Genomic DNA, 12,765 nt, shown 5'->3' on the forward strand with positions numbered 1-12,765 from the left:
GGCCGCCACCGATGGAGCGCACAACTGTAAGGCCGCAAGTCGAGCCGCTGGATCAAGAAGTCCAGCGGCTCATCGAGCATGTGGCCACGGCGTACGGACTTCGCTACGTCGAGGAGTACCTGGTCCCTCACCTGGCGCGTCCCCTTGGGCTTCAACGGGGAGACAAAGCCGGAGTCGTTGCTGCCCTTCGAGACCCCGTGGGCGCCTTACGGGTCCTCTACGGTCAATACGGCTTTTCCCGCCGGGGCAAGAGCCGCGACGACCTTGCCGAGGCCGCCCTGTCCGCCGTCGACAAGGTCGCCGGTTTGGATGGACCCGGCTCAAACGTGTGGTCGGCATTTGAATCCGCCCTCACCGCCCAAGGGGGCCGCCCGGTCGAGATCCAGGACCGGGGCGTCGTCCAAGGCCTTTACGAACTGGCCCAAGAGGTCGCGGAGGCCCACGACGGAGCGTCCATCGTGGGGTGGATCGACCAATCGGCCCGTGCGACGGGGCGTGTCGAGGAGGTGTTCAACCGGATCGTCGACATCCGGGGCCTTGGGCCGAAGACCACCTCGACGTTTGTCCGCGACATGGTCTACATCCTCGGGCGAGAGGACGACCTGGAGCCGGCCGAAAAGATCCATATCCAGCCCGTCGACCGGTGGCTCCGCCTCATGGCCGTCGAAACCGTCCCCGAACCAGGCGTCCGGGACGCCGCCGACTGGGTGATCGCCGGAAAGGTCACTAAGTATTGCCGGAGGGCCGGGGTGAGCAGCATTCTCTTCAGCATGGGATGCACCTCCTTCGGCCAGCGGACGGTCCGCGAGGTGGAGCGGTTCGGCTACGAGATCGCGAAGCTCAAGCGGTACCTGGACTCATCCGCCGGCCCGCGATCCTGAGCCCTTCCAGCGTCAGTTCGGGCACGTGTTCGTCGATCTCGCCACAGAGGTCCACAAACTTTTCGCCAAGCCCGCCCGTGCTGACGACCTTGCAACCGGGCAGTTCCTTCCGCACGCGGCGGCACAGGCCGTCGACCGCCTCGGCATAGCCGAACATCAGGCCCGACTGGATGCTTTCCACCGTCCGCTTCCCTACCGCACGGGCGGGGGCCTCCAAACTCACCGACGGGAGCTTCGCCGTCCGAGAGGCCAGCGACTCCATCGAGACAGTCAGACCCGGCATGATGACGCCGCCCGCATACGCGCCGGAGGCGTCGACGCAGTCGAACGTGGTCGCGGTGCCAAAATCGACGACGACGACCGGCGGAGGCCATCGGTCGAGGGCCCCCAAGGCGTTGGCGATCCGGTCGGCCCCGACCGCGTGGGGAGGGTCATAGGTGACGGGAAGGCCGACCTGGTCGCCAGTGCGCAAGAACACCGGCTGGATCCCCAAGTACTTCCGTACGAAGTAAGTCCATGCCATGTCGGTCGAGGGGACGACGCTGGCCACGACTGCCTGTGACCCCGCGAACTCCAGGCCGCCAAGACGAGCCAAGGCTTCAAGCTGCACGGCGACCTGGTCTTCCGTCAGGCGGTCGTCGGTGGCGAGCCGCCACGTGGCCCGCCAGGTGGAGCCGTCGTGCAGCCCCACGACCGTCTGCGTGTTGCCGATGTCAATCGCCCAAAGCATGAGTCAAGTCCACCCGGCTGTAGACCTTACCGCCTTGGGCGGTGAGCAGAGCTTGGACGACCAGTTCGGCGGCGCGGTCGCGAAGCGCCTGGTCGTCGGCCTCGACCATCACCCTCAGGATCGGTTGGGTGCCGCTGGCCCGCACGTTGATGCGGCCCCTCCCCGACAAAATCGCCTCGGCCTCCCGGGTCGGCCCCGCCGACGCGTCCTCCCAGCCGTCCTTGCGGTCGACTTGGACGTTGACGAGCACCTGGGGCCAGTTCAGGCAGTCCGTGGCGGCCTCCGCCAGCGTCTTCCCTTCCCGCTTCAAGACCCTTGCCAGTTCTAGGGCGGTCACCAGGCCGTCGCCGGTGGGGCCATGGTCGGGAAAGACGATGTGGCCGCTCTGTTCGCCGCCGATCTTGCCGCCGATCTCGCGGAGTTTGGCGCTGACATACTTGTCGCCCACGTCGACACGCACGAGCTGGACCCCCCGTCCGGCCAACCAGTGCTCAAAGCCACCGTTACTCATCACCGTGCCGACCACTTCGGTCGGGTGCCAGTGGGCGCACCACAAGCCCATCATCCAGTCGCCGTTGACCAGCTTGCCGGTCGAGTCGGCGAAGACAGCCCGGTCTGCGTCACCGTCAAAGGCGACGCCCAGGTCAGCTCCGGCGTTGCGGGTCGCCTCCTGCAAGACATGGGGCCGGGTCGCTCCGCATCCGGTGTTGATGTTGTCGCCGTCGGGGTCGGTGCCGACCGTCTGGACCTTCGCCCCCAGGCGTCGGAACACCTCTGGGCCTGACTCAAAGGCGGCCCCGTTCGAACCGTCCACCACGACAGACATGCCGTCGAGTCGCTCCGGCACCAGGGACACCAGCCAATCCTCGTAATCGGCGACACCGTCGCGAGACTGGACCAACCGTCCGACCCCGTCGCCGGTCGGCCGGTCGCCGAAGGGACTGCCGAGGTTGTCCTCGATCCACCGCTCAAACTCGGCTTCGACCTTGCGGCCGTCGGCCTGGATCAGTTTGATGCCGTTGTCAGGGGCGGGGTTGTGGCTCGCCGACACCACGGCTCCCAGCCCGAACCCCCGCGAACGGACGATCCAGGAGACCCCGCCCGTCGGCACGACACCCATCGGCACGGCCTCGACGCCGGCGCTGCAGAACCCGGCGGCAAGGGCGGCACCGAGCATGGGGCCGCTCCGCCGTGTGTCGCGGCCGATCGCTACCCGCGGGGGCAGGCCCAGTCCGACCATACGGCGACCCGCCGCCTGGCCGATGCCAAAGGCAAGCTCGGGGGTCAGCGTCGCGTTGGCCAAGCCCCGGGCCCCGTCGGTGCCGAAGAGACGGCTCATGACGGCTTTTGGCTGACGCGCACACGGGCCGGCCGCACCACGCGGTCGTGGAGGAGGTAGCCCGACTCAAGCTCGTCGAGGACGGTGCCGTCGGGGTGTTCGTCGGTCTCCGTCACGACCAATGCCTCGTGCACCGACGGGTCGAACGCTTCGCCGGTCGACGGCACGCGCAGGACACCGCCCGACTCAAGGGCCTTCAGCAGTTGCTTGTGCACGGCCCGGACACCGTCCAGGAGGGACTCCGCGCTGGCGCCCTTTTCAAAGGCCGCCAAAGACCGTTCGAAGTTGTCCAAGACGGGCACCAAATCCCGCACCAGGCCCTCCGTGGCGTACTTCTTGTCCTGCTCAAAGTTCTGACGCAGGCGCTTTTGGACGTTTTGGGCCTCCGCCATGGTGTAGACCAATTGCTCGCGCAACTTGTCGCGTTCGGCGGTCAGGGCGGCGACCAACTCGTCACGCGGGTCGGCCTGCTCCTCGACTGGCTCGTCGGTCTCCGGTGCGGGCACCGTCGGCTTCTCGATGTTTTCAACGTCGCTCATGGGCTCTTGGAGACTACGAGGGTACCGCCCGGCATGTGTCCGACCCAGGTCAAGCCAGCGCGGCAAGGATCTCCGCCGTCTCGGCGACCGCCTCGTCGAAAATCTTCACGGCACGGTCGATCTGCTCCACCGACACATTGAGCGGGGGCTCGAACCGAATGACCCGCGGGTTGTTCAGGGTGTAGGCGGCGACGAGTCCACGCTTGGACATCTGGGCGATCGCCAGCTCGCCGACTTCGTCCATCGTGAACTCGACCCCGACCATGAGGCCAAGCCCGCGGACCTCCTTGAGCAGGCTTTGCCGGGCCTGGACTTCCTGCAAGCGGGACTTCAGGTGGCTTCCGTTGGTCCGGCTCTGTTCGACCAGACCTTCTTCGTCGATGACCCGGAGGGCGGCCAAGCCCGCCGAACATGCCAGCGGGTTGCCACCAAACGTGCTCGTGTGGAGGAGCGGGTTCGCCCCGTACACCTTCTCTAGGACGGCCTGGGTGCACATGGTCGCGCCGATGGGCATGACCCCCCCGCCCAGACACTTGGCCAAGGTCATGATGTCGCCTTCGACGCCGTCATGTTCGCTGGCGAAGAGGCGGCCCGTCCGCCCCAGGCCGGTCTGGACCTCGTCGACGATGAGCAGGGCCCCGTGGCGGTCGCAGATTTCCCGGAGGCGGGCGAGGTACCCGGGAGGCGGGACATGGATGCCGCCCTCGCCCTGGACGGGCTCGATGATCATCGCGGCGGTCTCGCCGTCGACCGCCGTCTCGGCGGCGCTGGCGTCGCCGTACGGGACAAACGTGGTGGACGGCACCAGAGGCTCGAACGGCAGCCGGGCCTTGTCACGGCCAGTGACAGCCAGGGCCCCCATCGTCTTGCCATGGTAGGAGCCGACCGTGGAGACGGTCTTGGTCCGTCCTGTCGCCACCCGGGCGAATTTGAGGGCCGCCTCGACCGCCTCGGCCCCGCTGTTGCTGAAAAAGGTGAACGCCAGGCCACCGGGGGCACGTTTGGCCAGTTCCTCGGCCAGCTCCGCCTGGACAGGGTTGAAGAAGACCTTGCTGCTCAGCGGCATCAAGTCAAGTTGCTTCTTAACCGCCTCCACGACCTTGGGGTGACGGTGCCCCAGGGAGAACACGCCGTATCCGCCAAGGAAATCCAGGTACCGCCGCCCTTCGTGGTCGACCAGTTCGCATCCTTCTGCGCTGGATTCGACAGTGAACCCGGCGAAGTTCATCATCCGGGCCAGATAGGGGTTGATATGATCGCTGTACTGGCCCACGACGTGGGCCTGCAAGGCGTCGGCGTCCATGGTTGAGTCTAGCAGGGCCCCCGGGCTTCCCCTTGGGGCCCCACGCCCTCTCAGCCGACGGTCAGCGTCGTCTGGGCGGTCCCCAGCCCCTTGGCCCGCACTTTGACGGTGACCTTGCCTGCCTTGTGACCCGTGCGGACGACACCGGTCACCCGGCCCTGCCAACAAACGTGGGTCTTGGCCTGCATGCTGTGCGCGTCGGTCGGACTTCCGTTGCTCACGCCGGCCAACCAACCCGCCCCCGAGACGTCGAACGTGACCTCGTCATCCGCGAACGGCACCCGCCGGCCTTGGGAGTCCACGACCGAGACGGTCACCCAAGCCGCGTCAAGGCCGTCAGCGGCGAGTTTGTCACGGTCGACCGAGACATCGAGGCGCACCGGCCGCCCGGCTGTCTCCAGGGTCCAACGCTTCGCTTCCTTCCCGTCGGCGTCCAGCCCGACGGCCTCAAGCTTTCCGGGTTGGTACGGCAGTTCGAAGACGGCCATGTACTTCTCTGGGCGGCCCGTCTTGGCCGCGCCGACTTCCACACCGTTCAGGAGCAGTTTCACCGACGGGTAGGACGAGTAGACCCGGACGCGCATGGGCTTGCCCCCTCGGCCGGGCCAAGTCCAGCTCTCGTGGTCGTCATACCAACCCCAGCCGCTGATCTGGTACTTCTCGTCCGCAGGCTCGACGAACGCGGCCAACGTGGACTTGCTGCCGAACAGCACTTGTCGGTAATACGTCTGTGGTTTGCGACGTCCGACCAGGTCGATCTCGCCCGATCCGGTGGCGATGTAGGGGAACTCGCCAAAGAAGCTGTTCGACTCGCCTGGACGGACCACGCGGCCGACGCCGATCTCCCCGAGGTAGTCCCATCCCGTCCAAATGAAGTCGCCGATGACGTAGCTGTGGTCACGGACTTGCATAAGCCCGTCGAACATCTGCATGGACTGCGACTCGGTCGTCATCAAGACCCGGTCGGGATGGGCCGCGTGGATGGCGTCGAACTGGTCGGCCGAATAGTTCAGGCCCTGGACGTCAAGAGTCTTGTAGGTGGCCTCGAGGCTCGGCCATCCCGAGCCCACCGGGAACGCGGCCATTGTGACGGGTCGGTACGGGTCCTCTTGCTTTAGGTGTCCGGCCAGCATGGCGGCGGTCTCCGCCCCGAGAGGCTCCGCCTGCTCGGGGATCTCGTTACCGACGCTCCACATGATCACCGACGGGTGGTTGGCGTCCCGACCCAGCATCGCGTCAAGGTCCCTTTGCCACCATTGCTTGAAATAAAGGTCGTAATTGCTTCCTTTGCTCCGGTTCCAGTTGTCGAACGCCTCTTCCAGCACCAGCATGCCCAACTTGTCGCAGGCGTCGAGCAAGGCCTGGCTCGGTGGGTTGTGGGACGTGCGGACGGCGTTGTATCCACACGCCTTCATGATCTGGATCCGCCGCTCCTCTGCCCGTGGGAGGCTGACCGCCCCCAGGGGGCCGTTGTCGTGGTGCACGCAGCCGCCGTGGAGCTTGACCGGGTTGCCGTTAAGGAGGAGCCCGGTCTTGGCGTTGACGGTGACCGTCCTGACGCCGACCTTGGTCTCGGTGGCGTCGACGACCTTGTCGCCGTACCGGACTTCACTCCTCAGGGTGTAGAGGTTGGGGTTGTCCACCGTCCACAGTTGCGGGGCGCTGATCCGGAACGTCGTTTTTTGGGTGTCGCTCCCCTTGGCGGGGACGACGACGCCGACCTCGTTCGACCAGACGGTCAGGCCGTTGGGGGCGACGAGCTTCTGGGCGAGCTTTGCCTCGGACGGTGTGCCCATGTCGTTGGCGACGGTCGTGACGACCTGGACGGCGGCGTCGTCCGGGCCGATGTCGATCGTGTTGAACCTTGTCCCCCAGGTCTTAAGGTGGAGGAGGGGCGTCACCACCAGCCGGACAGGGCGATAGATCCCTGAGCCGGTGTACCACCGGCTGTTCGGGGCCGTCGTGTCGACCTGGACGACCAGGTTGTTATCGGCGCCGATGTTGAGCCCGTCCAAAACGACGTTGAACGGCGTGTAGCCGTAGGGGTGCTCGGCGACCTGCTTTCCGTTCAGCCAGACCTTGGAACGCATGTAGACGCCGTCAAAGCGGAGCTCCACCCGCTTGCCCTGCCAGTCAGCCGGAGCCTTGAACGACTTCTTGTACCAACCGAACCCCCCGACGGTGAAGCCGGTGGCCTTGCCGTCCGGCGCGTCGGTGTCAAAGGGGCCGACGACGTGGCGTGGTGCGCCGGGGGCATAGAGACCGCCGTCCCCTTGACCGTTGTAGACCCGGACGGCCAGCACGTCGGCGCCACCGCCCTTGATGAGCTTGGCGGGCACGGTGTACCGGCGCGTGACGTCCCACGCGGTGGCGTAGTGGGGCGGCAACTGCCCCATCGAGCCGATCTTGACCCCGTTCAAATATGTTTCGTCACAGTCGTCGATTTTGCCGACGCTGATCACGACGTCTTTGCCTTTGGCCAGGTTGATGTGGCGGCGGTACCAACCGAAAGAGTCCGGGTGGTTGGCACCCAGGGACTTGGACCAATTAGCCGGGCCGTCGACCATCTGCCAAGCGTTGTGGTCGAAGTCGGGATCGGCCCATTTCGGGTCGTCGCCCAAGCTGAACGCCCAGCGCCCCGCCGTCACGTCGACGTCTGGGGTCGTGCGCACGGACGGACGGTCCTCGATCTGGAAGTCGTGAGGAAGGTGGACGGGTCGCCATTCCGCCTTGTCGGGCACCGAAGTCTCGTCGTGCTGGGCCCGGTAGAAGGACCAACCGCCGTTGAAGTCGATGTCCACCCGCGGACTGTCGAGAGCGGCCAACACCAAGGCGCTGAGCATGCCCCTAAGTTACCTGGGCCGGGGCACCGGCCCCCGAACGTTCACTTCTTCTTGAACTCGACCGACTTATGGGTCCGGGCCGCAGACTCTGTACCGGCCTTGAGGTCGGGGTAGCTGACGATCGACACAGAGTAGACCTTCTCCCCGTCTCCGACGAGAGTCAAGCTCACCACGTAGTTCTCGTCCTTCTTTTCGGGATGGACGCTGTAGACCCCACGGACGGCGGGGTGGTCGCCCAGTTCGCTGTCGCTCCGCTCGATCTCCTTGGGCCCGGCCTGGCTACCGTCAAGCTCCTTGAGGACACTCTTCATCACCGTCTTAAGGAAGGTGGCGTCGGCCTTGGTGCCGGGGCGCCCCTCAAAGACGGTCGCCCGGACAAAGTAGTCGTCGTTCTCAAAGTCGAAGTCCTGCGAGGTCTTGACCCAGTCGCCTTGCGCCTCGCTCTTTTCCACCTCGCCAGCCTTGAACTTGTCCCCGGGGATCTCCATCGTGAGAGGGGTGGACCCGACCTGGACACGCTTCCAATCGTCCCGCGAGGGGGCGAAACCGGTCAGTGCGGCAAGGGCTGCGCACAGGACGAAGGCTTGGGTGATGAAGCGGCGCTGGCTCGACATGTCTGCAAGTATAGACGCGGCGACCCCCCCACGGCGTCACGCCATGCCAAGGGGGGCCAGCAACCGGGCCAAGGTGTCGGCGTCGTAGGCGTCCATCTCACCGACCTTGGCCAGTTCGGCGTCGGCCTCTTCGGAGTGCCCTGCGGCACGCAAAAGCCGTTCGAGCACGCCGTGGTAGGCAGGCTTGTCGGGATCGAGGTCACAGGCCAGGCGCACGGCACGCAGGGCCTCCGGCCGCTTGTCGGTCCCCCACAGGGCGAGGCCGGCTAAGACGAGGACGTGGTCGTCGCCCGGGCTGAGTTCGATGGCCGCTTGGGCCGATTTCGCCGCTTGGTCGAACTCCTTGAGCTCGTAGGCCAGGTCGGCCGCCCAGTAGTGATAGAACGCGTCGTCCGGCGCCGCGGCGATCGCACCTTGCACGGCGTCCAGGGCTGCCTTGCGGTAACCGTTGGTGCGCAGGGCGTCGGCCAGCCGGAACTGGACGTACGCGTCTTCGGGATGCTCCCGGGCACTCTCCTCAAGGGTCGCGACCGCGTCGCGTAACCGGCCGTACCTTCGGTACATCGCGCTCAGGGCGACGGTCAGTTCGCCGCTTGACGCCTTGTCCTTGGCCTTGAGATACTGGTAATAGGCTTCCGGGAGCATGTCGGCCGTTTCCATGGCCCCGGCCAGGTCCATGCGGGTGCCTTCGTCGGTCGCCCCCTGGGAGACCGCCCGCTTAAAGTGCTCGACGGCCGCTTGGTATTGCCCGGCGTCCATGCTCTCCCGGCCGAACCGCTTACTCTGCTCGGCGTCGCGCCCGACCCTCTCGGCGACTTCTTCGCCGGGGGTGTCGCTGCCGGGCAGGTCGAACAAGTCCATGATCTGCCGGAACGGCAATTCCATGGCCGAGATTCTACGTCAGGCCAGTGCGGAGGGCTGGGCGGCAAGGTACGCGTTGATCCGGCGGGCGAGGGCCTGCTTTTCTTGGGGCGTCAACCGCGAACCAAACGCGGCGAGCTTGCCATCGACGGTGCGGACGACGACGGACGTCGATTTGGCCTGGCTGTCGCCACGGTTCCGGAACGTCAGGTTGCCCAGCGTCGGGGTCGTGACCTCCGCCTGGGCCCCGTCGGCGAGGACAAAGGACTTCACCTTCTTGCGGCCGAGGGTGGTCGTCGTGACGGTCAAGTCACGCCCGTCCAAGTCGATCTCCTCGTCGCTGAGGGCGGCGACCGTCGCGGCGATCATCGCGAACCCCGCGGCGAAGAAGATCGCGTAAAACAGGAGGAGGGCCAAGGCGGCCGGACCGAACGCCCTCCACATCCCGCCGATCATGATCGTGGCGTGGAACAGGGTGAAGGCGTTCCACCCCAGGGCGAAGACACCGGTCCCCGCCGCAGCGGCCCAACTTCCCGACCCTGTCTTGACGTTGATGTAGGCGGGAACCGACGACACCCCGAGCTCTTGCCTGGCCTCGCGTTCCTGGAGGCGCGACTGCAGGGCGTCGAGGTCGACGCTGCTGCGCGGCGCACCGGGCGCGACGACCCCCAACCGCACCCGCCACTCGTCGAGCAAGGACTCGACCTGGCCTGCCGCGGAAAAGAACGTGGCGGCAAGGCGCCGGTCGATCTTGTCTCCCGCGTCGCGCACCCGGGAGGTCAACCCAGGGAGCTCTTGCTCCAGCCGGCCCAGCGACTCCACCGCGGCCTTCGCCTTCTTGGCCCCCGGGGCGGGGTCGACGTCCATCCACGACGCGAAACGCGCCAGAAAGCGTTCGACGTCTTCGCCGAGCTGCTGGTCAAACGAGTTCTCGTCGGAGAATTGCGTCTGCATCGCCGTGCCCCTATTCTAATCGGTCACTACGACCCATGAAGTGGAGTCCGTGCGGGCCAGACATCCCCAGGGTCGTCACAGTGGCCCCCGGACGGGCGTCGGTAGAATCGGGCATAGCCAACCCCTCATTGGCGAGGACAACCATGAGCAGCGTTTTGATCCATCCCACCGAGACCGGCGTGACCGCCGAGAACTACATCAACGGCGAGTGGCTGGGCAGCGACCAGACGTTCCAGTCGCTGAACCCCGCCAACCGCAAGCACGTCGTCGGCACCGTGCCCGTCGCCAGCCGGAGCCAAGTCCGCGACGCGGTCTTGGCCGCCAAGGCCGCCTTCCCCGCGTGGAAGAACAAGAGCTGGGTGCAACGGGGCGAGATCGTCGACAACCTGGCCCAGCTGATCAAGCGCGACCTGGAGGAGCTGAGCCGCATGGTCACGATCGAGTGCGGCAAACCCATCAACGAAGGCCGCGCCGACGTGGTCGAGGCGCTGCACATGGCCCAATACGTTGCGGGCCTGAGCCGACTCCCCATCGGTCACGCGATCAGCAGCGAGATCCCCGCCAAGGACGCCTACATCCTCCGCAAGCCCAAGGGCGTCGTCGGTGTCATCACCCCGTGGAACTTCCCCTTTGCGATCCCGCTGTGGGGCATCCTTCCCGCCGTCTTGGCCGGGAACACCGTCGTCTTCAAGCCCAGTGAAGAGACTCCCGTCGTCGCCCACAAGCTGGCCAAGCTCTTCGCCGAGGCCGGCTTCCCCAAAGGCGTCATCAACACCGTCCACGGCTTCGGCGAGGACACCGGCGACGCCCTTGTCAAGGACCCTGACGTGAACGTCATGCTTTTCACCGGGTCTCTGGCCGTCGGCAAGATGATCCAGCAATCGGCCTCCGCCGAGGTGCACAAGTTCGTCGTCACCGAGATGGGGGGCAAGAACGCCACGATCGTCTTGGAGGACGCCAACCTCGACATCGCGGTCAACGCGGCGGTGCTCGGCGCCTTCAAAACCACCGGCCAGAGGTGTGTCACCAGCGGCCGCATGATCGTCGACAAGAAGATCGAGGGCCGGTTCACCGAGATGTTCCTGGACAAGGTCAAGCGCATCGTCATCGGCGACGGCCTGCGCGACGACGTCTTCATGGGCCCGTTGATCAGCCCCGAAGGCGTCAAGAAGTGGCAACACCACAACGCCAAAGCCAAGGAGGAGGGCGGCGAGATCCTGCACGACGGGCAGGTCCTCACCGGCGGAGAACACGCCGACGGCAACTTTGTCGAGCCGTTCGTCTATCGCTTCGGCAGCTACAAGCCCGACACCTTCTGCCTGAAGGAAGAAGCCTTCTCCCCCCACGTCGCCATCATCGGCGTGGACGGCATCGAGGAAGCGGTGCGGGTCTATAACGACACGAAGTACGGCCTTGCCATGGCCGTCATCACCGAGGACTACCGCAAGTTCCGCTACGTCCGGGACAACGCCGACTACGGATTGGGTTACGTCAACCTGCCATCGATCGGCGCCGAAGTCCACCTGCCGTTCGGCGGGGTCAAGGGTTCGGGCAACGGCCACCCGGCGGCCGAAGGGGCGATCGACGCGGTCACCCACAAGGTGGCGTTCACCGTCAACCATGCCCACGAAATCGTCATGGCCCAGGGCCTGAGCACGACGCTCTAGACCCGTAAATCGGTCTTGGGTTCGAACCCAGGACGAGTGAAAGCGTGTGGTCGAGCTTCAAGAGCTTGACCACACGTGCTTTCCGCTCGACCGCGCCTGCCCTTGGCCCACCAAGAGGTAGCCTCGTCGCCATGGTCGCCGCCGCCCTGCTCGCCCTCAGTGTCCCGTTCCGCGTCGCCGGATACCTACCCGACTGGCGGGCAGCCTCGTTTCAAGAATCCTGGGCCAAGGGCCTGACCGAGGTCATCGTCTTTTCTGCCTCGCCCAAGTCCGACGGGTCCCTTGACACCAGGCTCTTGGACCAGTTCCCGTGGGACAAGCTCCGCAGCCTACGGGAGAAGCAAGGCCTGCGCGTCACGTTCGCGGTCGGCGGATGGGGGAGGGGCACGGCGAACTTCCCCGTCGTCGCCCACGACCCAAAGCTGCGGCAGGCCTTTGCCGTGTCGGTCAACATGACGTGCGACAAGTACAGGCTCGACGGGGTCGATTTTGACTGGGAGCATCCCAAGAACCCGACCGAAGAAGCGGACTACGGCAAGCTCCTCCAAGCCGTCAAAGAGTCGTTCAAGGGCAAGGACCGAACGACCAGCCTGACCATCGCGGGGTGGCAAAAACTTCCCCGGTCGGCGTTCGCCTACGCCGACTTCGTCCAGGTCATGGCCTATGACCACGAAGGCAAGCATTCGACGATGGAGGACACCGTCAAGGACCTGGACCTCGTCGCCGCCCTCGGGGCCAAGCCGGCCCAAACCGTGCTCGGCCTGCCGTTCTATGGGCGCACCTATCGAAACCAGCGGTCGGAAGCGACATATGCCGACCTCGCCGGCCGGTTCAAGCTCAAGCCCGGTGACGACACCGCCGGCGACTTCTACTTCAACGGCCCCGAGACCGTCGCTGCCAAGGTCGCCCTCGCCCAAAAGCGCAAGCTGGCCGGGGTCATGATCTGGGAGATCGGCCAGGACACCACCGGCAGCCTTTCGCTCCTCGCCGCGATCAACCGGGCCAAGCTCAACCCTAAGCCTGTTGTAGACTAA

At 65.9% G+C, this 12,765-nt stretch carries 11 protein-coding genes; 3 read left to right on the forward strand and 8 right to left on the reverse strand.

Annotation, left to right across the window (positions count from 1 at the left end; genetic code table 11):
• Positions 1-11 precede the first annotated feature (11 nt).
• A complete protein-coding gene (locus tag KF857_00630) occupies positions 12-881 on the forward strand; it encodes a hypothetical protein (protein MBX3110486.1) in 870 nt (289 codons plus the stop codon).
• On the opposite strand, the gene KF857_00635 is transcribed toward KF857_00630, so the two are convergent.
• From KF857_00635 to KF857_00670, 8 genes are read right to left on the reverse strand one after another with little or no spacing between them, the layout of a single operon-like run.
• Positions 841-1,611 carry a type III pantothenate kinase gene (locus KF857_00635; protein MBX3110487.1) on the reverse strand — a complete coding sequence of 257 codons (771 nt, stop codon included), beginning with the start codon at positions 1,609-1,611 and terminating at the stop codon, positions 841-843. The genes KF857_00630 and KF857_00635 overlap by 41 nt on opposite strands.
• Positions 1,595-2,950, reverse strand: a complete 1,356-nt coding sequence (gene glmM / locus KF857_00640) for a phosphoglucosamine mutase (protein ID MBX3110488.1) — start codon at positions 2,948-2,950, stop codon at positions 1,595-1,597. Before glmM ends, KF857_00635 begins: the two co-directional genes overlap by 17 nt.
• Positions 2,947-3,489, reverse strand: coding sequence for a nucleotide exchange factor GrpE (grpE, locus tag KF857_00645; protein ID MBX3110489.1), 543 nt, complete (start codon positions 3,487-3,489; stop codon positions 2,947-2,949). The genes glmM and grpE overlap by 4 nt, the downstream gene beginning before the upstream one ends.
• A gap of 49 nt (positions 3,490-3,538) precedes the next feature.
• On the reverse strand, positions 3,539-4,792 hold the full coding sequence (locus KF857_00650; GenBank protein MBX3110490.1) for an aspartate aminotransferase family protein: 1,254 nt from the start codon (positions 4,790-4,792) through the stop codon (positions 3,539-3,541).
• A 50-nt stretch (positions 4,793-4,842) separates the two neighbouring features.
• A complete protein-coding gene (locus tag KF857_00655) occupies positions 4,843-7,635 on the reverse strand; it encodes a DUF4982 domain-containing protein (protein ID MBX3110491.1) in 2,793 nt (930 codons plus the stop codon).
• Between the two features lie 41 nt (positions 7,636-7,676).
• Positions 7,677-8,249 carry a hypothetical protein gene (locus KF857_00660; GenBank protein ID MBX3110492.1) on the reverse strand — a complete coding sequence of 191 codons (573 nt, stop codon included), beginning with the start codon at positions 8,247-8,249 and terminating at the stop codon, positions 7,677-7,679.
• A 36-nt stretch (positions 8,250-8,285) separates the two neighbouring features.
• Positions 8,286-9,134, reverse strand: a complete 849-nt coding sequence (locus KF857_00665) for a tetratricopeptide repeat protein (protein MBX3110493.1) — start codon at positions 9,132-9,134, stop codon at positions 8,286-8,288.
• A 15-nt stretch (positions 9,135-9,149) separates the two neighbouring features.
• A complete protein-coding gene (locus tag KF857_00670) occupies positions 9,150-10,064 on the reverse strand; it encodes a hypothetical protein (GenBank protein ID MBX3110494.1) in 915 nt (304 codons plus the stop codon).
• A gap of 143 nt (positions 10,065-10,207) precedes the next feature.
• Between KF857_00670 and KF857_00675 the strand changes: the two genes are divergently transcribed.
• Both KF857_00675 and KF857_00680 read left to right on the forward strand, forming a co-directional pair.
• On the forward strand, positions 10,208-11,731 hold the full coding sequence (locus KF857_00675) for an aldehyde dehydrogenase family protein (GenBank protein MBX3110495.1): 1,524 nt from the start codon (positions 10,208-10,210) through the stop codon (positions 11,729-11,731).
• Between the two features lie 131 nt (positions 11,732-11,862).
• Positions 11,863-12,765, forward strand: coding sequence for a glycoside hydrolase family 18 protein (locus KF857_00680; protein ID MBX3110496.1), 903 nt, complete (start codon positions 11,863-11,865; stop codon positions 12,763-12,765).

Source organism: Fimbriimonadaceae bacterium, assembly GCA_019638795.1.
Lineage (GTDB): Bacteria > Armatimonadota > Fimbriimonadia > Fimbriimonadales > Fimbriimonadaceae > JAHBTB01.